This is a genomic window from Frigoribacterium sp. VKM Ac-2836 (assembly GCF_013248995.1).
Lineage (GTDB): Bacteria > Actinomycetota > Actinomycetes > Actinomycetales > Microbacteriaceae > Frigoribacterium.
In genome coordinates, this window is sequence record NZ_JABRPK010000002.1 from 728181 (window position 1) to 753061 (window position 24881).

At 69.6% G+C, this 24881-nt stretch carries 29 protein-coding genes, 2 tRNA genes and 2 pseudogenes; 18 read left to right on the forward strand and 15 right to left on the reverse strand.

All coding sequences use genetic code 11. The annotated features are described in order from the left end of the window. Positions 1-82: 82 nt before the first annotated feature. Positions 83-364: a hypothetical protein gene (locus HRF36_RS09770; protein WP_173209293.1), complete on the reverse strand. Its 282-nt coding sequence runs from the start codon at positions 362-364 to the stop codon at positions 83-85. Positions 365-428: 64 nt separating this feature from the next. Here HRF36_RS09770 and HRF36_RS09775 point away from each other — a divergent pair, with 64 nt between their 5' ends. Beyond that, positions 429-674 carry a hypothetical protein gene (locus HRF36_RS09775; protein ID WP_173209295.1) on the forward strand — a complete coding sequence of 82 codons (246 nt, stop codon included), beginning with the start codon at positions 429-431 and terminating at the stop codon, positions 672-674. A gap of 30 nt (positions 675-704) precedes the next feature. Here the strand turns inward: HRF36_RS09775 and HRF36_RS16090 are convergent, their stop codons facing one another. Continuing rightward, positions 705-1832: an FUSC family protein gene (locus HRF36_RS16090; protein WP_173209297.1), complete on the reverse strand. Its 1128-nt coding sequence runs from the start codon at positions 1830-1832 to the stop codon at positions 705-707. Between the two features lie 54 nt (positions 1833-1886). Here HRF36_RS16090 and HRF36_RS09785 point away from each other — a divergent pair, with 54 nt between their 5' ends. After that, a complete protein-coding gene (locus HRF36_RS09785; protein WP_173209299.1) occupies positions 1887-2384 on the forward strand; it encodes a MarR family winged helix-turn-helix transcriptional regulator in 498 nt (165 codons plus the stop codon). Between the two features lie 35 nt (positions 2385-2419). Here HRF36_RS09785 and HRF36_RS09790 read toward each other — a convergent pair. Further along, positions 2420-2492: transfer RNA gene (locus HRF36_RS09790), tRNA-Thr, on the reverse strand. Positions 2493-2639: 147 nt separating this feature from the next. On the opposite strand from HRF36_RS09790, the gene HRF36_RS09795 reads away from it, so the two are divergent. Beyond that, positions 2640-2822 (forward strand): hypothetical protein, encoded by a 183-nt coding sequence (locus HRF36_RS09795; RefSeq protein WP_173209301.1) that lies wholly within the window; start codon positions 2640-2642, stop codon positions 2820-2822. Between the two features lie 34 nt (positions 2823-2856). Here the strand turns inward: HRF36_RS09795 and HRF36_RS09800 are convergent, their stop codons facing one another. Beyond that, complete coding sequence (locus tag HRF36_RS09800) at positions 2857-3408, reverse strand: nitroreductase family protein (protein WP_173209303.1); 552 nt, start codon at positions 3406-3408, stop codon at positions 2857-2859. Then, positions 3408-3809 (reverse strand): peptide-methionine (R)-S-oxide reductase MsrB, encoded by a 402-nt coding sequence (msrB, locus tag HRF36_RS09805; RefSeq protein WP_173209305.1) that lies wholly within the window; start codon positions 3807-3809, stop codon positions 3408-3410. Before msrB ends, HRF36_RS09800 begins: the two co-directional genes overlap by 1 nt. A 92-nt stretch (positions 3810-3901) precedes the next feature. Here msrB and HRF36_RS09810 point away from each other — a divergent pair, with 92 nt between their 5' ends. From HRF36_RS09810 to groL, 5 genes are all read left to right on the forward strand, one after another. Beyond that, a complete protein-coding gene (locus tag HRF36_RS09810) occupies positions 3902-4882 on the forward strand; it encodes a DUF2332 domain-containing protein (protein WP_173209307.1) in 981 nt (326 codons plus the stop codon). A 137-nt stretch (positions 4883-5019) separates the two neighbouring features. Then, positions 5020-5307, forward strand: coding sequence for a DUF3263 domain-containing protein (locus HRF36_RS09815; protein ID WP_217271104.1), 288 nt, complete (start codon positions 5020-5022; stop codon positions 5305-5307). Between the two features lie 17 nt (positions 5308-5324). Continuing rightward, positions 5325-5903 carry a LytR C-terminal domain-containing protein gene (locus HRF36_RS09820; RefSeq protein ID WP_173209311.1) on the forward strand — a complete coding sequence of 193 codons (579 nt, stop codon included), beginning with the start codon at positions 5325-5327 and terminating at the stop codon, positions 5901-5903. Positions 5904-6166: 263 nt separating this feature from the next. Further along, on the forward strand, positions 6167-6370 hold the full coding sequence (locus HRF36_RS09825; protein ID WP_054146828.1) for a cold-shock protein: 204 nt from the start codon (positions 6167-6169) through the stop codon (positions 6368-6370). A 199-nt stretch (positions 6371-6569) separates the two neighbouring features. Then, a complete protein-coding gene (groL, locus tag HRF36_RS09830) occupies positions 6570-8189 on the forward strand; it encodes a chaperonin GroEL (protein ID WP_043593524.1) in 1620 nt (539 codons plus the stop codon). A 237-nt stretch (positions 8190-8426) separates the two neighbouring features. Here groL and HRF36_RS09835 read toward each other — a convergent pair whose 3' ends face one another. From HRF36_RS09835 to HRF36_RS09860, 6 genes are all read right to left on the reverse strand, one after another. Then, a complete protein-coding gene (locus HRF36_RS09835) occupies positions 8427-10187 on the reverse strand; it encodes a cell wall metabolism sensor histidine kinase WalK (protein ID WP_173209313.1) in 1761 nt (586 codons plus the stop codon). A gap of 111 nt (positions 10188-10298) precedes the next feature. Beyond that, positions 10299-10991, reverse strand: coding sequence for a response regulator transcription factor (locus tag HRF36_RS09840; protein ID WP_054146826.1), 693 nt, complete (start codon positions 10989-10991; stop codon positions 10299-10301). A gap of 104 nt (positions 10992-11095) precedes the next feature. Next, entirely contained in the window at positions 11096-11659 is a 564-nt protein-coding gene (locus tag HRF36_RS09845) for a hypothetical protein (protein WP_173209315.1), read from the reverse strand. Next, positions 11656-13290, reverse strand: coding sequence for a DNA repair helicase XPB (locus HRF36_RS09850; protein ID WP_173209317.1), 1635 nt, complete (start codon positions 13288-13290; stop codon positions 11656-11658). Before HRF36_RS09850 ends, HRF36_RS09845 begins: the two co-directional genes overlap by 4 nt. A 97-nt stretch (positions 13291-13387) precedes the next feature. Beyond that, complete coding sequence (locus tag HRF36_RS09855) at positions 13388-15247, reverse strand: helicase-associated domain-containing protein (RefSeq protein ID WP_173209319.1); 1860 nt, start codon at positions 15245-15247, stop codon at positions 13388-13390. A gap of 39 nt (positions 15248-15286) precedes the next feature. Beyond that, positions 15287-15565: a hypothetical protein gene (locus tag HRF36_RS09860; protein ID WP_173209321.1), complete on the reverse strand. Its 279-nt coding sequence runs from the start codon at positions 15563-15565 to the stop codon at positions 15287-15289. 91 nt (positions 15566-15656) lie between these two features. On the opposite strand from HRF36_RS09860, the gene HRF36_RS09865 reads away from it, so the two are divergent. Together HRF36_RS09865 and HRF36_RS09870 are read left to right on the forward strand one after the other, a co-directional pair. Further along, positions 15657-16034: a cold-shock protein gene (locus HRF36_RS09865; RefSeq protein WP_043593516.1), complete on the forward strand. Its 378-nt coding sequence runs from the start codon at positions 15657-15659 to the stop codon at positions 16032-16034. Beyond that, the gene (locus HRF36_RS09870; RefSeq protein WP_173209322.1) at positions 16027-16653 is read left to right on the forward strand and encodes a DUF3027 domain-containing protein; all 627 of its coding nucleotides are present in this window, start codon (positions 16027-16029) and stop codon (positions 16651-16653) included. Before HRF36_RS09865 ends, HRF36_RS09870 begins: the two co-directional genes overlap by 8 nt. A gap of 97 nt (positions 16654-16750) precedes the next feature. On the opposite strand, the gene serC is transcribed toward HRF36_RS09870, so the two are convergent. Beyond that, on the reverse strand, positions 16751-17863 hold the full coding sequence (gene serC / locus HRF36_RS09875; protein WP_173209324.1) for a phosphoserine transaminase: 1113 nt from the start codon (positions 17861-17863) through the stop codon (positions 16751-16753). Positions 17864-17951: 88 nt separating this feature from the next. Here serC and HRF36_RS09880 point away from each other — a divergent pair, with 88 nt between their 5' ends. From HRF36_RS09880 to HRF36_RS09905, 6 genes are all read left to right on the forward strand, one after another. Further along, on the forward strand, positions 17952-18644 hold the full coding sequence (locus HRF36_RS09880; protein WP_173209326.1) for a metal-dependent transcriptional regulator: 693 nt from the start codon (positions 17952-17954) through the stop codon (positions 18642-18644). Positions 18645-18960: 316 nt separating this feature from the next. Continuing rightward, positions 18961-19803: a C40 family peptidase gene (locus tag HRF36_RS16095; protein WP_173209327.1), complete on the forward strand. Its 843-nt coding sequence runs from the start codon at positions 18961-18963 to the stop codon at positions 19801-19803. Between the two features lie 304 nt (positions 19804-20107). Further along, entirely contained in the window at positions 20108-20602 is a 495-nt protein-coding gene (locus HRF36_RS09890; RefSeq protein WP_173209329.1) for an HNH endonuclease, read from the forward strand. A gap of 134 nt (positions 20603-20736) precedes the next feature. Then, positions 20737-20811, forward strand: a tRNA-Arg gene (locus HRF36_RS09895). 506 nt (positions 20812-21317) lie between these two features. Further along, positions 21318-21569, forward strand: coding sequence for a hypothetical protein (locus HRF36_RS09900; RefSeq protein WP_173209331.1), 252 nt, complete (start codon positions 21318-21320; stop codon positions 21567-21569). Between the two features lie 9 nt (positions 21570-21578). Then, positions 21579-21758: a hypothetical protein gene (locus HRF36_RS09905; protein ID WP_173209333.1), complete on the forward strand. Its 180-nt coding sequence runs from the start codon at positions 21579-21581 to the stop codon at positions 21756-21758. A gap of 530 nt (positions 21759-22288) precedes the next feature. Here HRF36_RS09905 and HRF36_RS09910 read toward each other — a convergent pair. Further along, on the reverse strand, positions 22289-22918 hold the full coding sequence (locus HRF36_RS09910) for a TetR family transcriptional regulator (protein WP_173209336.1): 630 nt from the start codon (positions 22916-22918) through the stop codon (positions 22289-22291). A gap of 79 nt (positions 22919-22997) precedes the next feature. On the opposite strand from HRF36_RS09910, the gene HRF36_RS09915 reads away from it, so the two are divergent. Beyond that, entirely contained in the window at positions 22998-23759 is a 762-nt protein-coding gene (locus tag HRF36_RS09915; RefSeq protein WP_173209338.1) for an SDR family NAD(P)-dependent oxidoreductase, read from the forward strand. An 84-nt stretch (positions 23760-23843) separates the two neighbouring features. Here HRF36_RS09915 and HRF36_RS09920 read toward each other — a convergent pair. Then, positions 23844-24319 (reverse strand): annotated as a pseudogene (locus HRF36_RS09920) (ribose-5-phosphate isomerase). Positions 24320-24345: 26 nt separating this feature from the next. After that, positions 24346-24621: pseudogene (locus HRF36_RS09925) on the reverse strand (class II fructose-bisphosphate aldolase); the annotation flags it as partial. 9 nt (positions 24622-24630) lie between these two features. On the opposite strand from HRF36_RS09925, the gene HRF36_RS09930 reads away from it, so the two are divergent. After that, the gene (locus HRF36_RS09930; RefSeq protein ID WP_173209340.1) at positions 24631-24807 is read left to right on the forward strand and encodes a hypothetical protein; all 177 of its coding nucleotides are present in this window, start codon (positions 24631-24633) and stop codon (positions 24805-24807) included. Positions 24808-24881 lie beyond the last annotated feature (74 nt).

Sequence of the window (24881 nt, forward strand, 5' to 3'; positions counted from 1 at the left end):
TTACGGCGACGGACGCTGGGCGGTTGCCAGGTTGACGGGGCACGTCCATGCCGCGAACGGCATGTGGCCGGGGATTCCGCCGTCAGGCCTCGGGGTCGCGGGGCAGCCGGACGATGCGGCGCCGGTCGTCGCGTGTCCACCAGACGAGGTCGGCCACGGCCCAGGTCACGGCGCCGAGACCGGCGGCCACGACGATCACGGTGACGGCGGTGACGCTGCCCCCGCCGACGGTGAGGGCGGCGACGATGCTGGCGATCACGACGAGCGCGCAGAAGGTCGTGACGAGGGGCAGGGCGATGCCGCCGCGCTTCGTGAGCAGCCAGTTCGGCACGTCGGGATCGACGTGGACGTCTCGTCGTCGCACGGTGCCTCCTCGGCGGATCGGGGTCCCGGCGATCGTAGCCCGCGCACCTTGTACCCTCGGGTGCATGAGCGACCTGCGGCGACCCTGGTTCACCCTGACGAAGACGGGCGCCGTGGTGCCCGCGGTGTTCGAGGTGCTGATCGGTCTGTTCGGCTTCGTCGTGCAGGTGCTCAACATCGCGTCGGGGGTGCCGGTCGAGGCGCTGACCGTGATCATCCTGATCGTGGCGGTGTTGCTGATCGCCCAGGGCGTCGCCGACCTGGTCTGGTGGGGCAAGGACGACCGCCGGGCGAAAGCGCGTCAGGCCTGACCTCGGCCTGAGGGCTGCACGGGTCGGGCCTCACGCGGCCGCCTCGGGACGGGGCCGCCGTAGTCGGTGCGTGGCGAGCAGCACGACGACCACCACGCCCACGCCGATCGCGGTGTCGGCCGTTCGCGCCGCGACGAGGGCGCCGACGTCGACGGGAGCGCCTCCGAGTGCCCGCATGCCGAGCGCCATGGGCGTGATGAAGACCAGGGCCAGCCCGTAGTTGCGCACGATCAGCAGCTCGGTCGCGAACTGCAGCACGCCGAAGGCGAGGATCAGGGCCGCGACCCCCGGGTGCCAGGCCAGCAGGAGGGCCGCGAGGGCGACTCCGACGAGAGTGCCGAGGAGGCGGTGGCCGGCCCGCACGAGTTGGCCCGCCGTCGCGCTCCCCACCACGGGCACCACGGCCGACACCATCGCCCAGTACGGGCTCTCGACGCTGAGAGCCAGGCTGAGCAGCCCGGCCGCGATCGAGGCCACCAGGCACACGGCGGCGTGGACGACCGTCCGTCGGCCGTCCACGGGACGGGGCCCGCGCCTCCAGCGGCGTCCCTCGGCGGTGGCCAGTGCGCGGCGACCTGCGGGCAGCAGCGCGCCCGCCACCGAGGCGAGCAGGGCGAGCCCGAGACTGGCCGGGGCGACGACCCCCGCCACGGCCACGGTCGACGCGGTCGCGGGCACGAACGCCGAGACCCCGAGGCCGAAGACGAAGAAGAGCGGGCCGGGGGGGCTCCATCGCCGTAGGTCGGAGACGGCCGAGGTGAGGCCGGCGACGAGGCCGATCGTCACGACGAGCAGCCAGACCGGGGCCGACGAGGCGGCCAGCACGGTGCCCAGCACCACGCAGGCGACGAGGACGAGCCCTGCCTCGAGCTGCATCTCGAGCCGCTGGAACCGGGGGAGGCCGCGACCGAACGCCGAGGCGAAGGCCCCGAACACCGCGTAGGGAGCCCACTCGACGTGGCCGATCGTGGCCAGGACGACGAGCGGAACGAGCACCGAGACGGCCACACGGGCGGCCGGGCGGTGGGCTCCGTCGTGGGGCCCGAAGCGGACCAGGTCTCGCGGGTGCGGCAGCAGGCGGTGGGTGGGTGTCGTGGTCGTGATGGGGCGGTCCTCTCGCTCGGCGCGGCCTGGGCGCTCGACGTCGAACTGCTTCACAGGTGAATGATCTGAGGTTCACTTTACTCGTGAACCATCGGTAGGCTCGACGGCATGACCGATGCCGGGCCCCGAGACGTGATGGACGGCGTCCACGACCGGTGGCGTGACTTGCGGCCCGACCTCGACGTCTCGGCCCTACCCGTCATCGGCCGAGTCAACCGGCTCGCTCGAATCGTGCAGCGTCGCAGCGACGACCTGCTGGCCGAATTCGGTCTCGGGCGCGCCGACTTCGACCTGCTCGCCGCGCTCACCCGGCGGGACGCCCCGACGAGCCCCACGCAGCTGGCCGACGAGACGCTGCTGTCGCCGCCGGCCGTCACGAAGCGCGTCAAGGGCCTGCTCGCGGCAGGCCTCGTCGATCGCTCGGCCAACCCTGCCGACCACCGCGGCTACTTCGTCGCGCCGACCACGGCCGGGCGACGTCTGATCGACCGGGTCCTCGAGGTTCAGCTCGCCGACGAACGGGCGATTCTCGCCGACCTGCCCGAGGAGGCGCACGCGACCGTCGCGGACGGCCTCCGCCAGGTGCTCATCACCCTCGAGGGCTGAGTCGCAGAACGCCGACGGGTGCGTCGACGGAAGAGAGCCGGCCACGGGACTTGAACCCGTAACCTTCCGATTACAAGTCGGATGCGCTACCAATTGCGCCAGGCCGGCGAGGCACGCCCATCTTACCCAGCCCGCGCCTCCCGACCCGGCGTGAAGGCTGCGGTCGGTGCAGGATTGGCGTTCCGAGGCCGAGAAGTGGTGAAGTAGACCGAGCGCACCGCGCCCGCCAGACGCACCGACCAAGAGGAGCCCCCCTTGTCCACGATCTTGACCGCGATCGGTTCGCTCGCCCTGCTCTTCGTCAGCTTCGCCCTCTTCGCCTACTCGTTCGGCAGCGGCGAGCCCAACGCCTTCATCTTCTTCGCCGGCATCGTCCTGATGACGGGGTCGTTCTGGCTGCCCATCACCGTGATCGGCAACAGCCACAAGACCTGGTGACCGCGTCGGCGCCCCTGCCCGAGGCGCCGTCGAACTAGAGGGTGCTGACGAATCGTTCGGGATCGAGCAGCTTGCGCGTCTTGCCCTCGTCCGGCTGCCCCTCACGGCCGCCCACGTAGAGCCAGCCCAGCAGCTGTTCTCCTTCGCGCAGGCCATGAGCAGCGGCCACCTCGGGTGCCCGGGTCAGGACTCCGGTGCGCCAGAAGACGCCCCAGCCCTCGTCGTCGAGTACGAGCGACAGCAGGTGCGCGACCCCCGAGGCGACGGACTCCTGCTCCCAGTAGGGCACCTTGCGGCTCTCTCGGGGTGAGACGACCACCGCGACGATCAACGGCGCCCGCAACGCCTTCTGCGTGAGCTTGTCTCGCGCGTGCCCCTCGGCCCCGCCGGCGTCGGCCAGCGAGCGACCGACGACCAGCCGGTCGTCCCCGCGGAACTCGATCAGCCGCCACGGGCGCAACTCGGAGTGGTCGGCCACCGTCGCCGCGGAGCGCACCGCGTCGAGCAACTGCTCGTGCGTGGGCGCGACGTCGGTGACCTTCGACCGTGACCGACGACGGCGGGCGGCGTCGGCGACGGCGCTCACTACTCGGCGGCCTTGAAGTCGAGCGAGATGCTGTTCATGCAGTACCGGTCGCCGGTCGGCGTGCCGAAGCCGTCGGGGAACACGTGGCCCAGGTGGGAACCACAGTTCGCGCAGCGGACCTCGGTGCGCGTCATGCCGAGAGAGTTGTCCTCGATCAGCTGCACCGCGTCCGGGTCCACCGACTCGTAGAAGCTCGGCCACCCGCATCCGCTGTCGAACTTCGTGCCGCTCTTGAACAGTTCGGCACCACAGGCCGCACAGGCGTAGATGCCGGCACGGCTCTCGTCGAGCAGTTCGCCGGTCCACGGGCGCTCGGTGGCGGCCTCACGCAGGACGGAGTACTGATCGGCGTCGAGCTCCTCGCGCCACTGCTCGTCGGTCTTCTCGATCTTGTACGCCACGATTGATCTCCTCGCTTGTCGGGACTCCTCATTCAACACGGTCGGCCGGTGCACGATTCCCCGACCCCCACCGGGCTGTCAGACTCCTGGTCGTGAGCACCTCCGACCGGTTCCTGGCCGCGGCCCTCGCCTTCGATCGTGAGGAGTCGCCCTCGCAGGCCGAGCTCGCGCGGGGCATCGCCCTCGATCCGACGGCGCTCGCCGTCCTCGATCGGGCCGAGGAGGCGCGGCGCCAGCCCGTCCTCGTCCTCGCGGTCTGTCGGTGGCTGGGTGCGCCGCTCGGGCCCTGGTCGGCGCTGCGGCCCTGGCTGCTCGCCCGCTCCGACGACGTCGTGGCCGAACTCGCCCGCCGACTCACCCAGACCAACGACGTGAGACGGTGCGCCCCGCTCTCGGTCGCCCTGGCCCGGGTGCCGGGCCCGGTGGCCCTGCTCGAGGTCGGGGCCTCTGCCGGCCTCTGCCTCATGGTGGACCGGTACGGCTACCGCTCGGGCGACCGGAGGTGGGGCGACCCGTCGAGCCCGGTGCAGCTCGCGCTCGACGTCCACTCCCCGAGCGGGGGCCGAGCTCCGAAGACACCAGAGCTGCCGACGGGGCCGTTGCCCGAGGTCGTCTGGCGTGCAGGGATCGATCTCGACCCGGTCGACGTCCGCGACCGCGACCAGGTGGCGTGGCTCGAGACGCTGCTGCCGCCGGAGCGTGGTGACCGGCTCGAGCTGCTGGGTCGAGCCGTCGCGCTCGCCCGCACCGCGCCTCCTCGGCTGGTCGGAGCGGACGCCGTCGACGGTCTCGCCGCCCTCGCGGCGGAGGCTCCGGCGGACGCGACCCTGGTCGTCGTCTCGACCGGCACGCTCGTCTACCTGCCGGGTCGGCGCCGCCAGGCGTTCGTCGACGAGGTCGGCCGACTCGGGGCGCGGTGGATCTCGTACGAACGTCGTGACCTGCTGACGGACGTGGTCGCCGAGGTGCCGCCGGGAGCGCGTCCCGACGACGCGTTCGCCGCCCTCGCCCTCGACGGGCAGGCGCTCGGCGTGGGGGACGCACACGGGACGCGTCTGCATCTCACGGCGTGAACGAGAGCCGATCCGCGGCCCCGGTGGTCGCCGGTGTCCGGGGCGGGCCGACCCGATGTCGGACCACGCCCGTGGCCTCAGCGATCGCTCCGAGCCCCGCCCGTAGGATGACCCGGAACCCAGGAGGGGCCGCGACGATGGACGACAAGGCGACAGGTGACGACGTGCGTGCGAGCGCGTTGTCCGAACGCGACCGTGCCGTCCTCGACTTCGAGCAGCGTGCCCCCGCCGCCCCCGGTGCCCGGGAGGCCGCGGTGCGTCGCGAGTTCGGCATCGGGGTCATCCGTTACCAGCAGTTGCTCAACTCGCTCATAGACCGACCCGCTGCACTGGCGTACGCACCCATGCTCGTCGGCCGCCTCCAGCGCCTTCGAGCCGCCCGCCGAGACGCCCGAGCGACCCGTTCGTTCGGTCCGACCCGCTGATCCACGAGAGACCACGCATGCCGAAATTCGACCGAGACCGGTTCGACGACGTTCCCGCCGACCTCGACCGCGTCGGGGCCCACCGGGCCGAGAAGCGCCCCGGCAGCGGCTGGATTGCCTTCGCCTGGGCGGCGCTCGCCGTCGGCGTCCTGGTCGGTGCCGGCGTCATCTACCTGGGAGTCGCCAACAACAGCTTCCAGTTCGTCAACCCGTCCTCGTCCAGCACCGCTGAGGCCGAGGCTCCCGAGACCGAGACCGAGACGACGGCTCCGGCTCCGACGCCGTCCGTCACCCCGCTGACCGACCCGTCGCAGGTCGACCCCTCGGTCACGACCATCACGGTGCTGAACGGCACGGCCACCGCCGGGCTCGCCGGTTCGGCCTCCGACCGGCTCGAGACCGCCGGCTGGGTCATCGGGACCCAAGGCAACGCCAGCGAGCGTGTCGAGACGTCGACCGTCTACTACTCGGCGGCCGAGGACGAGGCCGCGGCGCGAGGGCTCGCGCAGCAACTCGGCATCACCGACGTCGAGTCGAGCGACGCCTTCCCGGGGGCTGCCGTCACGATCGTGCTCGGGGCCGACTACAGCGCCTGACCCCCCGTCGGCGCCGCCCGTGTTACGCCCAGGTTTAATTACCGGTTAAATCCTCGTCTTCAGCGGGTGTTTCTCGGACGAGGTCTCGTCTCGGGCATGTCCCCTGGTTACGATCTGGAATTGGTCGCCCCTCACGGCTCGCGGACCTGGTGTTCTGCACGGGTGACGCTGCCCCGTCCGGGCGCGCAGGTCACTGCGTCGACGACCCGGCTCGGCACCATCGCCCGCGCCGTACCACCACAGCGACAAAGGGGAGCGACACCATGGCAAACGGGACCGTCAAGTGGTTCAACGCGGAGAAGGGCTACGGCTTCATCACCGTCGAAGGAGACGGCCAGGACGTCTTCGTGCACTATTCGGCCATCGACATGAGCGGGTACAAGGTCCTGGAAGAAGGCCAGGCCGTCGTCTTCGAGGTCGGCACGGGCGACAAGGGGCCCCAAGCGGAGTCCGTCCGACTCGCCTGACGCCCGTCGGCGCGTCGCCACGCGCCGACGCCCACGCCGCACGCCGTCGCGGTCCGCCGCGGCGGCGTGCCCGTGCGTCCGGGCCCCGTCACGTCACTTGCACTCTCATCGGGCGAGTGCCAGAATCGTTGCTGGCACTCGCGACACGTGAGTGCCAATGCTTCTGCTTCATGACGTCCGGGAGGGACGAAAAACACACATGGCTAAGATCATTGCTTTTGACGAAGAGGCCCGTCGTGGCCTCGAGCGTGGCCTGAACATCCTGGCCGACGCGGTGAAGGTCACGCTCGGCCCGCGTGGTCGCAACGTCGTGCTCGAGAAGAAGTGGGGCGCACCCACCATCACGAACGACGGCGTCTCCATCGCCAAAGAGATCGAGCTCGACGACCCCTTCGAGAAGATCGGTGCCGAGCTCGTCAAAGAGGTCGCGAAGAAGACCGACGACGTCGCCGGTGACGGCACGACCACCGCGACGGTGCTGGCTCAGGCCCTCGTCCGCGAAGGTCTGCGCAACGTCGCGGCCGGTGCCGACCCCATTTCGCTGAAGCGCGGCATCGAGAAGGCCGCCCAGGCCGTCTCCGACCAGCTGCTCGCCGACGCGAAGGACATCGAGACCAAAGAGCAGATCGCTGCCACGGCCTCGATCTCGGCCGCCGACCCCACCATCGGTGCGCTCATCGCCGAAGCGATCGACAAGGTCGGCAAAGAGGGCGTCGTCACCGTCGAAGAGAGCAACACCTTCGGCACCGAGCTCGAGCTCACCGAGGGCATGCGCTTCGACAAGGGCTACCTGTCGCAGTACTTCGTGACCGACCCCGAGCGCCAGGAAGCCGTCTTCGAAGACGCCTACGTGCTCATCGTCAACTCGAAGATCTCGAACATCAAAGACCTGCTGCCGATCGTCGACAAGGTCATCCAGTCGGGCAAGCAGCTGCTCATCATCGCCGAGGACGTCGACGGCGAGGCCCTGGCCACGCTCGTCGTGAACAAGATCCGCGGCATCTTCAAGTCGGTGGCCGTCAAGGCCCCCGGCTTCGGCGACCGTCGCAAGGCCCAGCTGCAGGACATCGCGATCCTCACCGGTGGTCAGGTCATCGCCGAAGAGGTCGGTCTCAAGCTCGAGAACGCCACGCTCGACCTGCTCGGTCGTGCCCGCAAGGTCATCATCACCAAGGACGAGACGACCATCGTCGAGGGTGCCGGTGACGACGAGCAGATCGCCGGCCGCGTCCGTCAGATCCGCAGCGAGATCGAGGCGACCGACAGCGACTACGACCGCGAGAAGCTCCAGGAGCGCCTCGCGAAGCTCGCCGGTGGCGTCGCCGTCATCAAGGCGGGTGCCGCGACCGAGGTCGAGCTGAAAGAGCGCAAGCACCGCATCGAGGACGCCGTCCGCAACGCTAAGGCCGCCGTCGAAGAGGGCATCGTCGCCGGTGGTGGCGTCGCCCTCATCCAGGCCGGCAAGACCGCTCTGGCGAACCTGCAGCTCGAGGGTGACGAGGCGACGGGCGCGAACATCGTCCGTGTCGCCATCGACGCTCCGCTGAAGCAGATCGCCTTCAACGCCGGCATGGAGCCCGGCGTCGTGGCCGACAAGGTCCGCGGGCTCGACATCGGTTGGGGCCTCAACGCCGCGACCGGCGAGTACGTCGACATGCTGGCCGCCGGCATCATCGACCCCGCCAAGGTCACGCGTTCGGCTCTGCAGAACGCCGCGTCGATCGCCGGTCTGTTCCTCACGACCGAGGCCGTCGTCGCCGACAAGCCCGAGAAGAACCCGGCCCCGGCCGGCGACCCCTCGGGTGGCATGGACTTCTAGTCCTCAGCCGCGCGGCCCACACCGCGCACGCGCTCAAGGGCGGTTCCCCTGCGGGGGAGCCGCCCTTCGGCGTTGCATGGTGCAGGCAGGTGCGCCGCGGCTCGGCCGGCTCCGGCTCCTACTGCCGGAAGACGCCAGGAGGTGGACACGACGCCACGAGGAGACGTGGTGCGGTGTCCACCTCCTGGCGTCGTGGGACGGGAGCGCGGGGTGCGGGGTGCGGGGTGCGGGGTGCAGCTAGGCGGTGGTGGCGGCGGGTTCGGCGGGCAGGGCCGCGTCGGCGGGCATCAGGGGCAGGGCCACCCGGAAGGTCGCGCCGCCGCCGGGGGTGTCGTCCACGTCGACCCAGCCGCCGTGGGCCGCCACGATGCCCGAGACGATCGCCAGACCCAGACCGCTGCCGCCCGTGTCGCGGGTTCGCGAGGAGTCGGCACGCCAGAAGCGCTGGAAGATCTTCTCGCGGATCTGCGGGGGGATGCCCTCGCCGTGGTCGACGATGGCGACGGTGGCGACGCCACGCCCGGGGTCGGACTGCACCACCAGCTCGATGGGGCTGTCGGGCTCGGTGAACCTCATCGCGTTGCCCATCAGGTTGGTGATCACCTGGCGGATCTTGTTCTCTTCGCCGTGCACGATGGCCGGGGCCTCGAACTTCTGCACCTCGTCCTGCAGCTGCGCGGCGGTGTCCGTGTCGCCGTTGCGCACCGCCCGTGCCCTGAGGCTGCGGAGGCGCGCGAGGGTCGCGCCCGCGAACGAGATCGGCCCCGTCGAGCCGGGGGCGGCACCGGCGAACACGGTGCCCGCGGCGGAGGCGCCCGCTGGTGGCGGTGTGACCTCGAGGGAGTGCCCGTCGACGGACGTCTCGTCACCGACGGTCGGAGCCGCGGCGGAGCCGACGACCGGCTCGAGGACGATCACGTCGATGTCGCGGTCGGGGTTCGAGGCCATGGTGTCGAGTGCGGAGTCATGGGCGAGCTGCACGAGGTCGACCGGGCCGAGCTCGAGCGGCTTGGACTCGTCGAGACGGGCGAGCGCGAGCAGGTCCTGGACCAGCACGCCCATGCGGATGGCCTCTTTCTCGATGCGGTCCATCGCTTGGGCGACGTCCTCGGGTTTGGTCAGGGCGCCCATGCGGTAGAGCTCGGCGTAGCCGCGGAGGGAGACGAGGGGGGTCCGGAGTTCATGGCTCGCGTCGCCGACGAAGCGCCGCATCTGGTCGATGGTCTTGGCACGGTCGTCGAACGCGCTGTCGATGCGGTTGAGCATCGTGTTGAGCGACCGGTTGAGGCGTCCCACCTCGGTGTTCGGCGTCGTCGAGTCGAGTCGTTGGGTAAAGTCGCCGTCGGCGAATCGGGCCGCGGTGGCCTCGACGTCGCGCAGGGGCGCGAAGGTCGACGTGACCAGCAGGCGCGTGAGAGCGGCCCCCAGCACGACGACCGAGAGGCCGAAGCCCAAGAAGATGCCGCCGAAGCGCCCGATCGTCGCGTTCGTCCCCGCCAGGTTGGTGCCGGCCACGATGACGGCCGGGACGGTCGTCACGCTGCCCTGGGCGTCCGTGGAGCGCAGGTTCGCCGCGTGCGCGAAGAGTCGCCACTCGTTGTCGCGGGTCGAGTTGTACCGGTTGAAGGCCTCGTCGAGGGGGGCCCCGGCGATGCCGACGCCCGAGAGGTCGGGGGCATCGCTCGCACTCGACAGCTGGGAGCGGGTGTCGCAGATGAGGTCGCCCTCGTCGTCGAGGATCGCCACGTAGCTGCTGGTCAGCCCGGCGAAGTTGACGGTGCACGATCGTGAGTCAGCCTGGTCGAACGACGCGCTGGTGAAGTTCGTCGCCGAGTTCTTGAGCGAGGTGTCGACCTGGCCCATCAGGTAGGTGCTGAGGACCGTCATCGTGCCCAGGCCGGCCACGACGAGTCCGAGGGTGACCAGAGTCACCGTGATGCCGGTGATCTTGGTGCGGATGGAGATCTCGTTCCACCACTGCGAGAGGCGAGCGTGCATGAGGTCAGACGTTATCGGAGCCGGCTGGGCGCACCCCGCCGGTCGTCGGACGCATGACGACGCCCGACCCCGCCAGGGGGTCGGGCGTCGTCATGGCCTCCGGTCGACGTGTCAGGCCTTCGAGGCCTTGAGCATGTAGCCGAAGCCGCGCTTGGTCTGGATGATCGGCTCGGTCGAGAACTGGTCGAGCTTGCGACGCAGGTACGAGATGTAGCTCTCGACGATGCCGGCGTCGCCGTTGAAGTCGTACTCCCACACGTGGTCGAGGATCTGCGCCTTCGACAGCACCCGGTTCGGGTTCAACATGAGGTAGCGCAACAGCTTGAACTCGGTGGGGCTGAGCTCGATGGCGGTCTCGCCGATGGTGACCTCGTGGGTGTCCTGGTCCATCGTCAGCTCACCCGCACGGATGATCGCGTCTTCGTCTTCGTTCATGGTGCGACGGAGGATCGCCTTGATGCGCGCGACGATCTCGTCGAGGCTGAACGGCTTGGTGACGTAGTCGTCGCCGCCGACCGTGAGGCCCGTGATCTTGTCCTCGGTGTCGTCCTTCGCCGTGAGGAAGAGGATGGGAGACGTGTAACCGGACGAGCGGAGCCGCTTCGTGACCCCGAACCCGTTCATGTCGGGGAGCATCACGTCGAGGATGATCAGGTCGGGTTCTTCTTCGAGGACTGCCGAGATCGCTTGCGCACCGTTGCCGACCGCACGGACGGCGAAGCCCGCGAAACGCAGGCTGGTGGTCAACAGGTCGCGGATGTTCGGTTCGTCGTCGACGATCAGGATCTTGGGGCCGTCACTCATGCGCCCAAGTATCTGCGCGCCTCCTCGGTGTTTCCTGTGAGTGGGGGGCGAGCCACCCGCACGTCGGCGGAGCGGCAGCCCTCAGGAGGCCGGACGGGCCGCCCTCAGGCCGTCGGGTCGGACCACTCCACGTTCGGCACGAGTGCGACGCGTGTCGTGAGCTCGAGCAGCTCGTCGGGCACCGCCAGGGTGAAGTCGACGCCCTCGCGGCGCTCGAGCACCGCGGTGTAGCCCGAGGCGCGGGTGATCTGCCACCCCGGGAACTCCTCGACCGACGCGGCGACCACCCGGGCCTCGGAGGCGTCGTCGGTGGCACCGATGGCGGTGAGACCGGCGAAGAGGTGGTCCTTGACGGGCGACCCGGCGAGCAGGTCGCTGCGTTCGATGACCTCGGGGTCAGGGCTCCACGTGACGATGCTGAGGGTCGCCCCCGCGTGCAGGCCGCCCTGCACCTCGTAGGTACGGGCGACCGACACGACCACCGAGGGGTCCCACTCGGCGAACCGGGCGCTCTGGCCGCGGAACTCCATGGCGTCGTGGTCGAGCGAGGCGACGAGTGGTCCGAAGGTCGCGAACGGGGCCTGGTCGGCGGCGAACACCCGACGCAGGCTGTCGCGCCAGAGCTCGTCGTCGCCCAGCGGCAGGTCGGCGCCTTGCTCGTCGCTCACGCGGCGACCACCGGGGAGTCGAGGATCGTGTAGCTGTAGCCCTGTTCGGCCAGAAAACGCTGGCGATTCTGGGCGAAGTCCTGGTCGACCGTGTCGCGGCTGACGAGCGTGTAGAACGAGGCCGGGAGGCCGGACTTCTTCGGCCGCAGCAGGCGCCCGAGCCGTTGTGCCTCTTCTTGGCGCGACCCGTACGAACCACTGACCTGGATCGCGACCGTCGCCTCGGGCAGGTCGACCGAGAAGTTGGCCACCTTCGAGACGACGAGCACCTTCAGGTCGCCGTCGCGGAACCGTTGGTAGAGCCGTTCACGTTCGTCGACGGGCGTGCTGCCGGTGAGCGTCGGGGCATCGAGCACCGCGGCGAGCTCGTCGAGCTGGTCGAGGTACTGGCCGATGACGAGGATCTGCTCGCCGTCGTGCCGGGCCACGAGGTGCTTGACGACGTCGAGCTTCGCCGGAGCCGTCGCGGCCATCCGGTACCGCTCGTCGTCGGGGGATGCCGCGTACTCGAGCCGCGCCTCCTGGGGCAGGTCGACCCGCACCTCGTAGCAGTTGGCCGGAGAGATGAACCCCTGGGCCTCGATCTCCTTCCACGGGGCGTCGAAGCGCTTCGGGCCGATGAGGCTGAAGACGTCGCTCTCGCGACCGTCCTCGCGCACGAGCGTCGCGGTGAGGCCGAGGCGGCGGCGGGCCTGCAACTCGGCGGTCAGCTTGAAGACCGGTGCGGGCAGGAGGTGCACCTCGTCGTAGACCACCAGGCCCCAGTCGAGCGCGTCCAGCAGCGAGAGGTGGGTGTACTTGCCCCCGCGGCGGGCCGTGAGGATCTGGTAGGTCGCGATGGTGACCGGCTTGACCTCTTTGACGGAGCCCGAGTACTCGCCGATCTCGTCCTCGGTGAGCGACGTGCGCTTGAGCAGCTCGTCACGCCATTGCCGCGCCGAGACCGTGTTGGTGACGAGGATGAGCGTGGTGGTGCCGGCAGCCGCCATGGCCCCGGCGCCGACCAGCGTCTTGCCGGCACCGCAGGGGAGGACGACCACGCCGGAGCCGCCTTCGAAGAAGTTGTCGATCGCCTTCTGCTGGTAGTCGCGCAGGTGCCAGTCGCTCTCGTCGAGGTCGATGGCGTGCGGGGTGCCGGGCGTGTAACCGGCGTGGTCCTCGGCGGGCCAGCCGAGCTTGACGAGCTGCTGCTTGACCTCTCCGCGAGCCCAGGGCAGGAGCTCCCACAGGTCGTCCGCCCGCTTGACGCCGAGCAGCTCGCCGACCTTCTTGGCACGGGTCACCTCGCTCAGCACCGAGCTGTCGGTGCCGCGCAGCAACAACTGGTCGCCGTCGCGCTCGATGACGATGCGGCCGTAGCGCGCGACCGTCTCGGCGATGTCGACGCTGACGCTCTGCGGCACCGGGAACTTGCTGTACTTCTCGAGGGTGCCGAGCATGTCGTCGGCGGTGTGCCCGGCCGCCCGGGCGTTCCACAACCCGAGGCGGGTGATGCGGTAGGTGTGCACGTGCTCGGGGGCGCGCTCGAGCTCGGCGAAGACGCTGAGGTCGTGTCGTGCGTCCTCGGCCTGCTCGTGGGCTACCTCGAGCAGGACGGTGCGATCGCTCTGCACGATCAGGGGTCCGGTCATGAGGGACGAGTCTAGGCGCGCCTCCTGCTGCCTCTCACAGCCGCGCACCGGCCGTCGCGGACGGGGAGGCGCGGGTCGGCGGTGCGGGCCGCCCGCCTCAGTCGCGGCTCGCGACCGCCACCACGTTCTTCAGCGGCAACGTGCGTTCGACGTCCGACTTCTTGTCGCGCCCGCGGACGCGTCCGCCGCCGATGCCCGTGGGCTCCATGTCGAGGGTGGTCGTGCTGCCGTCGGGCATCGCGACGGTCACCGTGACCGTCAACCTGCCCTTCACGGCGGCGTCCAATTGGCGCGCGATCCAGGCGCGGTCGGTCGACTCGTCACCGGAACCGTCGGAGCTGTGCAGCCGCCGGACGAGTTCGCGCAGCGGGTCGCGCGTCTCGACCGGGGCCGGCCGCCGCGGTCGGCGACGGGACGGTGGGACGACCTCGGTGCCGTCCCCGTCGACGACGACGACGGGGTACCGCTCGTCGGTGAGCGACCAGAAGACGGTGTCGCGTTCGAACCGGCTCGCGACGGTCGTCGCGTCGACCCGGGTCAGGGCGAGCGGTGAGAGCGACTGGTCGACCTCGAGGGTGTCCAGGCTCGAGGGGTCGTCGGCGACGACGATCGACAACGCGTCGCCCGGGACGCCGGCCGGGGCGAGGCCCGGCACCACGGCGCTCACGCGGTAGCGGCCGTGCCGCTCGGCGCTCTGCTGGATCAGGTAGTCGAGCGGCTGGGGGATGCCCGTCGACGAGATGCCGCCGAGGAACTCGCGCAGCGTCTCGGCGGTCTCGCCCTCGCTCAGGGCACGTTGCAATCCGCCCTCGGTGATGCGGTAGGTGGCCGCCAGGCCCGCGCTCTCGACCACCGCGATGACACGGAGTCGGGCGTCGATGGCCGGCGAGAGGGGGCCCGGCGACACGACGCTGAGGTCGTGCTGCAGGTAGACCTGCTCGACGGCCTCCGGCAGCAGGGCGGCGACGCGGGTGCGGGCGGCCGCGGGCCCCTCGCGGAACAGGGCGACGGCGGCCGAGGTGGGCGTGTCGTCCGAGGTCAGCCCCAGCACCTCGGCGCTGCGCGAGAACGCGGCGATGCGCTCGGTGATCCAGCTGCCCCCGGCCGGGTACGACCAGTCGGAGAACTCGCGCAGCGGCAGCCCCCACGACGTGTCGACGCGTTGCTCGAGCACCGTGAGGATCTCGGTCGGCAACGAGCCCAGCCAGGCCCGTGTCAGCGTCTGCCACCGGTCGGGCCAGGAGGCGCGGAGCCAGTCGGTCGCGTCGGTGGCCACCACCCAACCGTCGGGGCTCGGGGTGGCCAACCCGGCCCGAACGGCGATGGCGAGCACCGTCGGCACGTCGTCGACGTCGATGCGGGCGGCCTCGGCGAGTCGCCTCGTCTCGGGCAGGGCCAGGCCGCCCTTCGCGAGTTCGCGGGCCGGCGACTGCTCGAGGGCCCGGAGGATCTCGGCCACCTCGATGACCACGGCGTACAGCCGTTCGGCCGAGCGGGCGTCGGCGTCGTCGCGGGCCTGGTCCAGGACGGTCTCGAGAACGACCGGCGGACGTTCGGAGGTCAGCACCTCGAGGGCCAGGGCGGGATCGTCGTCGAGCCGCTCGCCCACGGCGTCGAGGGTCGCGACGGAGTCGCCGCGACGAACGACGAGGAACGCCTCGTCGACGCGATCGAGCGCGGCCGCCACCGTCTCGCGGTCGACCTCGAAGGCGGCCTGGATGCGCTCGTGCACGGCCTCGACGTCGCCCGGCACCCGGACGACCTGGAGGACGATCAGCGCGATGCGGTCGAGGTGGGCGAGGGCGTCGCGCACGCTGGCGGGCTCGAGCAGGACGTCCGCGAGGTCGAACGCGTCGTGGACGCTCGCCGCCCGGACCTGCCGTCGCGCGAGGCGCCGCAGGAGGTCGTCGTCGCCGATGGCCCGCAGGACGCCCGCGAGGTCGAGTGCACTAGCCATGATGGAGGCCTCCAGCCGTCGTGCAGCCCGGGTCTGCGGTTACCGTCTGGTGCCCCGTGAGTCGCGGCTGCGACGCACGGCGCTCGCCACCACGAATGCGAGGAGCATCGCGAAGGCGATCGGGAGCCCGATGAGGGGCAGGATCGTGAGAGCGGGCCAGACGCCCGCGGTGAAGTCGGTGACACCCGCCGCCGTGCCGACGAGCCTCGTGAAGAACGCGAGGACGGAGACCACGACGATGGCGAGGATCATGAAGAGGAGGACGCGCTCTGTACGATTGACGGCAGGGGGCGCACTCGGTTCGATCTTCTTGGCCACGGGTCAACGATAGTGCGGTGCGGCCCTACCCGGCGATCTAAGCTGGGGCGACCCACCCCCAGGGTCACCCGTCTTCACGAGAGGTCCAGTCATGCCCACCGGCAAGGTCAAGTTCTACGACGACGAGAAGGGCTTCGGCTTCATCAGCAGCGATGACGGCCAAGAGGTCTTCCTCCACGCGTCGGCCCTGCCCGCCGGCACCGTGGGTGTCAAGGCGGGAACCCGCCTCGAGTACGGCATCGCCGACGGCAAGCGCGGCGCGCAGGCCCTGTCTGTCCGCGTGCTCGAGGCCGCTCCGAGCCTCGCGAAGATGAACCGTCGCTCCGCCGACGACATGGCCGTCATCGTCGAGGACCTCGTCAAGGTGCTCGACAAGGCCGGCGGCGACCTGCGTCACGGTCGCTACCCGCAGAACGGAGCCCGCATCGCCGTGCTGCTCCGCACCGTCGCGGACTCGTTCGATGCCTGAGGCCGCCACGCGCACGCCCTGGTCCGGACTCGCCCGCCGGGCCCTCGTCGAGATCACCCCCGACGAGACCATCGGTGCCGAGGCCGAGCCGATCGACGACGAGGCCGGCGTCACCTCGGTGCGCTTCGCCACGCTGCTGCCCGGCTACCCCGGCTGGCACTGGACCGTCAGCGTCGCCCATCTCGAGGGCGAGGAGCCCTCGGTGCTCGAGGCCGAGCTCTTGCCGGGTGACAGTGCCCTGCTGGCCCCGGACTGGGTGCCGTGGGCCGACCGCCTCGCCGAGATGAAGGCCCAGGAGGCGCACGACGGTGACGAATCCGACGAACCGGACGACGACGACGACTCGGACGACGACTCGGACGACGACGACTCGGACGACGACGACGAGGCGGAGGACGACTCCGACGACGACGTCCACGGGTCGATCGTGCACGGCGGCGACGTCGACGGCGTCGACATCGACGACCTCGTCGACGACGGGGACGACTCCGACGGGGCCGACGAGGGGGGCTCGCCCGTCGTGCCGGGCGCGCACCCCGAGGCCGACCTCGACGACGACTCGCACGACGACGACTGGGACGGCGAGGACGAGGACCCCTTGAGCAGGCGACGCAAGTAGTCGACAGAGCCTGATCTGCGCCTCCGGCGTCCCGAGCGGGACACGACGAAGGCCCCGACACGATCGTGTCGGGGCCTTCGTCGTGCGGGTGGGACGTTCAGAGGGCGTCGACCACGTACTCGATCGACCGGATCACCTGGCGGACGTCGTCGGGCTCGATGGCCGTGAACGTCGCGATGCGCAGTTGGTTGCGGCCGAGCTTGCGGTAGGGCTCGGTGTCGACGATGCCGTTGGCACGGAGCACCTTCGCGATGGCGGACGCGTCGACCGACTCGGCGAAGTCGATGGTCGCGACGACCTGCGAACGGTGCGACGGGTCGACGACGAACGGGGTCGCGTACTCAGAGGCGGTGGCCCAGTCGTACAGTGCGGACGACGACTCGCGCGTGCGGGCGTCGGCCCAGGCGAGGCCGCCGGCGTCGAGCATCCAGCGGGTCTGGTCCTCGAGCAGCAGCAGGGTCGTCAGGGCCGGCGTGTTGAGCGTCTGGTCGAGTCGCGAGTTGTCGACGGCGTTCTTCAAGCTGAGGAACTCGGGCACGTAGCGACCGCTCGCGGCGATGCGCTCGACGCGCTCGAGGGCGGCGGGCGAGAAGAGCGCGAACCAGAGGCCGCCGTCGCTCGCGAAGTTCTTCTGCGGGGCGAAGTAGTAGACGTCGGCCTGCGAGGCGTCGAAGTCGATGCCGCCTGCGGCGCTCGTCGCGTCGACGACGGTCAGGGCGCCGGGGTCGCCGGCGACCCGCGTGACCGGGGCCATGACACCGGTCGAGGTCTCGTTGTGCGGCCAGGCGTAGACGTCGACGCCCTCGAGCACCTCGACCTGGGCCAGCGACCCGCCCTCGGCGGTGACGACGTGCGGGGCCTCGAGCCAGGGGGCGGCGTTCGCCTTGGCGAACTTCGAGCCGAACTCGCCGAAGGAGAGGTTCTCGGCTCGCTTCTCGACGAGGCCGAACGCCGCAGCGTCCCAGAAGGCCGTGGAGCCGCCGTTGCCGAGCACGACCTCGTAGCCCTCTGGCAGCCGGAAGAGCTCACCCAGTTCGGCGCGGACGCGCCCGACGAGATCTTTCACCGGGGCCTGGCGGTGCGAGGTGCCGAGGATCGTGGCCCCGGCCGTGACGAGGTGCTCGAGCTGGGCGGCCCGCACCTTCGAAGGGCCGCAGCCGAAGCGGCCGTCGGTGGGCAAGAGGTCAGTGGGAATCCGGATGTCCGCCATGCGCTCGATCCTAGTGACGCGGCGCGGGGCCCATCATGCAGCCGGTAGGCTGACGGGGTAGTCCACGTGTTCCACCGGGAGGCCCCTGTTGACCGATCTCGTCGACACCACAGAGATGTACCTGCGCACGATCCTCGACCTCGAAGAAGAGAACATCGTGCCGTTGCGTGCGCGCATCTCCGAGCGTCTCGGCCACTCCGGTCCGACCGTGTCCCAGACCATCGCCCGCATGGAACGCGACGGTCTCGTCGTCGTCTCCGGCGACCGGCACCTCGAGCTGACGCACGACGGGCGCACGAAGGCGACACACGTCATGCGCAAACACCGCCTGGCCGAGCGCCTGCTGGCCGACGTCATCGGCCTCGACTGGGCCTACGTCCACGACGAGGCCTGTCGGTGGGAGCACGTCATGAGCGAACAGGTCGAGCGTCGCCTGCTCGACATGCTCGACCACCCGACCGAGTCCCCCTACGGCAACCCCATCCCCGGGCTCGACGAACTCGGCGACTCGCCCGCGGGGCGATTCCTCGACGGAGTCGTCAACCTCGTGGCCGTGCTCGCCGAGAACCCCGAGGGCGTCACGCGTCCGATCCGCCGCCTCGCGGAGCCTGTCCAGTTCGAGCCCGAACTGCTGCAACAGCTCCAGGGCGCGGGAGTGCTGCCCGGTGGCATCGCGACCGTCCGTTCGGCGGGCTCGTACGTCTTCGTCGAGGTCGAGGGGCACGACGAGGGTCTCGAACTGCCCACCGAGGTCGCGCAGCACATCTACGTGGGGCTCTGACCGCACCGTCGGGCACGCGGGTTTCTTGCGTCCAGACGCTGCGCCTCCTCCGTTCTTCGCCGCATCACGCAGTCCTTTACCGATTCGTTACAAATATCCTCCTGGCGGATGATTTCACAGGGCCGCCTGGGCTACAGTCGCTGAGTCCCCAGGCCGCTGAACCGGCCGCCGGACCCGTGGCAGGACGTCTCTCACGCCCGTCTCCTGCCGTGTGTCGTTGCGATCGGAACGAACGGACGGGTCAGCTTCCCGAAAGCTGTCGAGACGCAGGAGACCCAACCCCTTGACGCTTCCCGGCTCAGATCACACCCCCGACGTGCGCCCGAACCGCACCGTCACCACCCGGACCCCCGCCGACCTGCCGACCCGTTCGTCCCTGCGCCGCGCGCAGGCCGCCGCGGCTGCCGCCCCCGCCACCCGCTCGGGCCGCCCGTCGGTCAAGCGCAGCGTGGTCTCGGTCACCGTGATGACGCTCACCGCCGGCCTGATCGGCACGATGGCCTTGCCGGCCTTCGCGTCGAACCCTGGCGCGGTGAACGACCCCAGCGTCGGTGCGGCCTCGACGACCGCCTCGACCAGCCACGCGCAGAGTGTCGCGGTCGGCGAGGACGTCGCCCTCGCCGACGCCACCCGCGACGGCTACACGGCGACGTCGCAGGCAGACCTCAACGCGGCGGCCCTGGCCACCCAGCGCGAGGCCCAGCGTGCCGCACTGGCCGCGAGCTACGCCAGCTACACGGGCCCGACGGCCGCCGAGAACGTGGCCGCGGCCTCGTCCGCTGCGGCGACCGGTACCGTGGCGACGCCGGGTGCGTTCAGCCTCAGCGCCGTGTACAACACCGCTCTGCAGTACGTCGGCACGCCCTATGTCTTCGGCGGAGCGACCCCGGCAGGGTTCGACTGCTCGGGCTTCGTGATGTACGTCTACTCGCAGTACGGCATCTCGTTGCCGCACTCGGTCACTCGCCAGGGCGCGATGGGCACGCCGATCTCGGCGGCCGAGGCGCAGCCCGGCGACGTCGTGATCTTCAACGACGGGTCGCACGACGGCTTCTACGCCGGCAACGGCATGATCCTCGACGCGCCCAAGCCCGGCGGCTCGGTCAGCGTCCGCCCGCTGTGGACCTCCGCCGTGCACTACGTGCGATACGGGGCGTAGGCGACCCGCGCCTCCTGCGCCTGAACACCCTGTGAAGAGCCGCCCTGCCCCTTGGCAGAGCGGCTCTTCGGGGCTTAGCCTGGCGCTCTCGGAGTTCCGCTGAGACCAGGAGCGTCAGATGACTCGTACGACCGCCACCCGCACCATGGGTGTGCTGTCGCACGAGCACATACGACACCCCGCCATGTGACAGAGCACCGTCCCCGTGACGGTGCTTTTTTCGTATCGGTGGGCCCGTCGGTCCTGCGCAGCCCCGAGAGATCGAATCCCTGGAAGCCGTCCAGGGTGCTTCGAAAGGGAAAGCATGCGCACTCTCGTCCTGAACGCCGGTTACGAGCCCCTCGCCGTGGTGTCCGACCGGCGGGCCCTCGTCCTCGTCATGAGCCAGAAGGCGACCGTCGTGGCCGCCGATGCGGAACACCCCGTGCTCGGGGCGGTGACGTCATGGGATCGGCCGTCGGTGATCGTGCTGACACGGTACGTGCGCATCCCGCACACCCGGCAGATCCCCGTCTCGAGGCGGGGTGTGATGCGGCGCGACTCGCATCGCTGCGCCTACTGCGGGCGGTCGGCGACGACGATCGACCACGTGCAGCCCCGGTCGCGGGGTGGCGCGGACAGCTGGGAGAACCTCGTCGCGTGCTGCCTCAAGTGCAACAACCTGAAGAGCGACCGCACCCCCCACGAGATGGGGTGGACGTTGCTCTTCACGCCGAAGCCGCCGCACGGGGTGGGCTGGGTCGTGCGCGGCATGGAGCGCACGCAGGCGGACTGGGACGAGTACCTCGCCGCTGCGTGAGGCTTGAGGCCGCTCGTCTGCCATGAACCACATCGGGGACGATGCACCCCGTTGTCTCGGGGTTCATCGTCCCCAATAGGGTTCATGGCGGGGCGGACGGCAGGAGGCGCGGCTTCGGTAGACTCGGACGGTCAGCCTCTGTAGCTCAATGGAAGAGCAGTTCCGTCCTAAGGAAAGGGTTGGGGGTTCGAGTCCCTCCAGGGGCACCAGAACGTGGGGGTTTGCCCTAGCGAGGACACGGGCAAGATCGGGCTGTGTCGTTGAGTGCGACGAGCGCGCGCTGCCACCCCCTCGGCCCAGTCCACCATCGTGTCGACGAGGACGTTGAGTGCGACCTCTGAATCATCGACGAGCGGAGCCACATCAGGCGTGTAGGGGTTCAGGGGGTTGCCGTTGTCCCTCTGGCAACCGGCTTCGTGCTCGTCAGTCCCTTCTCTGTACTGCACCGACGGGTTGACCTGCGGTACCCAACCGTCGATGGTCTGGGGTCGCATGCGGTGGAACTCGGTGTTCCTGCGGTCTAGGACTGCACGCCAAGTCTCGTTCTTCATGCCTGTCCATGCGCGGCACGCTGCCGATAACTCGGAAACTGCAATACAGACCTGTCAGTAACAATTCAGTTTCGATGACAGGTGTTGCCTAGGACGTGTATGGGATCGCTTCTAACGTGGCTCGGACCTTGGCAACACGGCTGAGGCGAACGAAGGAGAGCACTGTGAAGTTCAAGAAGATGACCTTTGCGTTGACCACCGTCGGGATCGCTCTTGGGGGCATGTTCATCGCGGCACCGGCATCGGCTGCCACGCCGGGGCTAGTAACCATTCAGAAGGAGTGCGCCTACCTCAACGGCGCGCACTGCACTGGTTGGTACCCCAACAACGACACGTGCAAGGACATCGCCCACCACGGCACGGACCACCAGGTCGCGACCTGCCTGGCGTGGTCTGGCTATGGGTCACGCGGGTAGGGTCGAACGATGTTCTGGTGGATACTGATTGCGGCAATCATTATCGGCATGGCGCTGCTCTGGTTGTTCCTCCACAAATACACCGACTTCGGGTCGCGCTCACGGCAGTACGAGGGCAGCGATCCTGAGACGGCTCAGGCCCTCCGGCAGGCAGAAATGGATGCAGCGAAGGGGCGTATGTACTTCTGACTCCGGCCTCTGCGAACGTCCCTGGCTGCTCTGCGCAGCTGGGGCGTTTGTCTGTCCGGGCCCCCTGCCGGCGCTAGCTGGTGGGCGACCTGCGGGGGCCGTGGCGGACGGCGAGGGTGTCGGCGGCGGCGAATCGGCCGTCGCCGTCGTCGTCCTCTGCGATGTGGGGGACCGCCGGCGAGGCGGTGATGGTCCGCTGGGCCCGGAGTTCGGGGGAGCAGCGAGCTTCGTGGCAATGCTTGAAACGGAGTCAACTTGAAGAAAGGGTTGGAGGTTCGAGTCCCTCCAGGAGCACCTGAACATGGGCGATCGCTTTCTTCACGATGTCCGCGCTGCAACCGTCCCGCGTTTATCCCGCGAAAACTCACGACGGTTGATGGGGGCGATCCCCTGCTCGAAGGCCTGACCGTCGGTCGGGCGGGGTGCCGCGTCACAGGAAGGCACCGGCCGTCTCGCCGCAGTGCTGGTCTCGCCTCGCTTCGGCTGAGACCGCAACCTTGACCGACTGTGACGAACGCCTCGTCCCGGACTCAGTGTCCCAATGGATTCGCCCGGACCGGAGGGGCCAGCTGCGACGATGTGGGAGCGCGGTGCGCTGTCTGCGACCGGAACAGGCGGAGCCCGGACTCCAGGGCCTCGTTCGGGGACGAATCCGATCGAGCCGACCACCACGCCAGGGTCGCCGTGACTGCGGCCGTGTACGTGTGTGCCCTGATCGTCACCCCGAGTGCGTCCGCATCGAGCCCTTCCTTCTCTGCGATGAACCGGGCCACGAAGGCCGTGACGGCCGCGATGCGGGTCGCTCCTTCTCCGGCGAGGGCGGGGTTGGCGGTGATGACGTGCAACCTTCTCCGGGTGACCTCGAGGGATTCCTCGATGAAGCTCACCGCGGCCCGGTACCCCGCCTCCAGGGTCTCGTCGACGGTGAGGTCCGCGTCGGAGCTCGAGAGGCTCGCCCGCAGTCTGTCCGTGAACTCGTCGAGGCCCCCCCAGACGAGCGAGGCCTTGGTGGGGAACAGGCGGAACAGCGATCGACGACTGATGCCGGCGGCCGTGGCGATGTCGTCCATGGAGACCGCGTCGAACCCCTGCGTGTCGAAGAGCCGGAGGGCGACGAGGGCGACCGCTTCGGGATCGATGGATCTAGGTCGTCCGGTCATTGCGGTCGCCTCCTATAAAGCACTGAGTGCTAGAACTGTAGGTGCGCTGATCGCGCACATCTCACTGAGGAGAAGTCTCATGGCTGGTTCATCGACTGCCGACCGTTTCGTCGGCAAGACCATCATCGTCACGGGCGCAGGCTCGGGCATCGGCCGCGCCACGGCCACCCGGATAGCCGCCGAGGGAGGTCGGGTCATCGCGACCGACGTCGTCGTCGACCGACTGGCCGCCTTGTCAGACGAACTCGCGGGCTTCGACGTGACGACCGTCGTCGGAGACGTCGCGACCGCGGACACGATCGACGCGATCCTCGCCGCGGCGGGGGGCACCGTCGACGGCCTGGCGAACGTGGCCGGCATCATGGACGCCTTCCTGCCGCCCAGCGAGGTCGACGACGCGACCTGGGAGCGCGTCTTCAGCGTGAACGTCACCGGGCCCATGCGGCTGACCCGCGGCGTCCTGCCCCTGATGATCGAGGCGGGACGAGGGGCCATCGTGAACGTCGCGTCGGAGGCCGCCCTCCGCGCCTCGGCCTCGGGTGCCGCGTACACGGCGTCCAAGCACGCGATCGCCGGCTACACGAAGAGCGTGGCGTTCTTCCACGGACCGCAGGGGATCCGCGCCAACGCCGTCGCCCCCGGGGCCGTCGCGACCAACATCGAGGCGCCCATGAAGAGCGAGTACGCGGCGGGTCGGGTGGGTCCGATCATGCAGGCCGTCCTGCCGCCCACGGCTGAACCGGAACGGCTGGCCGCTGCCATCACGTGGCTGCTCAGCGACGACTCCGACAACGTCAACGGGGTCGTGCTGCCGAGTGACGGAGGCTGGTCCACGGTCTGAGGGCTCTGGTCTCATCGGATGCGGATCGTCTGGGGGTCGTCCGTCGTAGGACGAGCCCCCAGGCACGAGCTGCTCCCAGGCTGTTTAGCCTCGATCGGAGAGGTACTGGTCTTCGTAGGCCGAGATCTGGGCGATGCGACGGCGGTGGCGCTCGTCACCGCTGAAGTCTTCGTCGAGGAACGCGCGGACCAAGATGAGGCACTCCGTCTTCGAGTGCTGGCGTGCACCGATCGCGATGACGTTCGCGTCGTTGTGCTGTCGGGCCAGTCGTGCAGTGCTCTCGTTCCAGACGAGGGCGGCTCGGACCGCAGTCACCTTGTTGGCCGCGATCTGTTCTCCGTTGCCCGATCCACCGATGACCACGCCGAAGGACGCCGCGCCGGACACCGCGTCCCGGGCCACGCCCTGAGCGGCCGCGATGCAGAAGCCGGGTAGTCGTCTTCTGGGTCGAAGCTTTCGGGCCCGTGGTCGATCACGTCGTAGCCTGCACTCGCGAGGGAGGCCGTGAGATAGGCGCTGAGTTCCAGGCCGGCATGATCCGTGCCGATGTGGACACGCACGGATGGGACCGCTCGGTTCGTCATCGTCACACCACCGACTTGCCGTAGGAGCCGAGCTGCCGCGCCGCCTCGACCACTCGAGCGGCCATGGCCGTCTCGGCGATCTTGCCCCACGAGCGAGGGTCGTAGGTCTTCTTGTCGCCGACCTCACCGTCGACCTTGACGAACCTGTCGTAGTTCTTGAGCACAGTGTCGGCGACCGAGCGGCTGAAGGCGTACTGGGTGTCGGTGTCGATGTTCATCTTGATGACGCCGTTGGCGATGGCGGCTGATATCTCTGCCGTCGTGGACCCGGACCCGCCAGGCGGTCAGTGGCGCTGTTCTTGTTGATTGTCGCGTCGCTCGTGGCCATCGCGGCGGTGACGCTCCTCGTTCTGGACCCGTCACGAACGGGCATGTACTTCACCTTGGCCGGCGCATTCATCACGGTCTATCTCAACGCCCGGAACTTTGAAACGAGGCCAGGCCGCTCGATAGAGGATCCCTGACGGGGAACCCGAGCAAGCTCAGGAACCCCGCCATCGGCAGCGGGGTCTGGGCTGCCCTCGCAAGATACCCGTAT

Bases quoted from the DNA above. Each gene is read 5' to 3' on its own strand.
- HRF36_RS09775 (WP_173209295.1), top strand. From the start codon at position 429: ATGAGCGACCTGCGGCGACCCTGGTTCACCCTGACGAAGACGGGCGCC.
- HRF36_RS09785 (WP_173209299.1), top strand. From the start codon at position 1,887: ATGACCGATGCCGGGCCCCGAGACGTGATGGACGGCGTCCACGACCGG.
- HRF36_RS09815 (WP_217271104.1), top strand. From the start codon at position 5,020: ATGGACGACAAGGCGACAGGTGACGACGTGCGTGCGAGCGCGTTGTCC.
- HRF36_RS09820 (WP_173209311.1), top strand. From the start codon at position 5,325: ATGCCGAAATTCGACCGAGACCGGTTCGACGACGTTCCCGCCGACCTC.
- HRF36_RS09825 (WP_054146828.1), top strand. From the start codon at position 6,167: ATGGCAAACGGGACCGTCAAGTGGTTCAACGCGGAGAAGGGCTACGGC.
- groL (WP_043593524.1), top strand. From the start codon at position 6,570: ATGGCTAAGATCATTGCTTTTGACGAAGAGGCCCGTCGTGGCCTCGAG.
- HRF36_RS09835 (WP_173209313.1), bottom strand. From the start codon at position 10,187: ATGCACGCTCGCCTCTCGCAGTGGTGGAACGAGATCTCCATCCGCACC.
- HRF36_RS09840 (WP_054146826.1), bottom strand. From the start codon at position 10,991: ATGAGTGACGGCCCCAAGATCCTGATCGTCGACGACGAACCGAACATC.
- HRF36_RS09850 (WP_173209317.1), bottom strand. From the start codon at position 13,290: ATGACCGGACCCCTGATCGTGCAGAGCGATCGCACCGTCCTGCTCGAG.
- HRF36_RS09855 (WP_173209319.1), bottom strand. From the start codon at position 15,247: ATGGCTAGTGCACTCGACCTCGCGGGCGTCCTGCGGGCCATCGGCGAC.
- HRF36_RS09865 (WP_043593516.1), top strand. From the start codon at position 15,657: ATGCCCACCGGCAAGGTCAAGTTCTACGACGACGAGAAGGGCTTCGGC.
- HRF36_RS09870 (WP_173209322.1), top strand. From the start codon at position 16,027: ATGCCTGAGGCCGCCACGCGCACGCCCTGGTCCGGACTCGCCCGCCGG.
- serC (WP_173209324.1), bottom strand. From the start codon at position 17,863: ATGGCGGACATCCGGATTCCCACTGACCTCTTGCCCACCGACGGCCGC.
- HRF36_RS09890 (WP_173209329.1), top strand. From the start codon at position 20,108: ATGCGCACTCTCGTCCTGAACGCCGGTTACGAGCCCCTCGCCGTGGTG.
- HRF36_RS09905 (WP_173209333.1), top strand. From the start codon at position 21,579: ATGTTCTGGTGGATACTGATTGCGGCAATCATTATCGGCATGGCGCTG.
- HRF36_RS09910 (WP_173209336.1), bottom strand. From the start codon at position 22,918: ATGACCGGACGACCTAGATCCATCGATCCCGAAGCGGTCGCCCTCGTC.
- HRF36_RS09915 (WP_173209338.1), top strand. From the start codon at position 22,998: ATGGCTGGTTCATCGACTGCCGACCGTTTCGTCGGCAAGACCATCATC.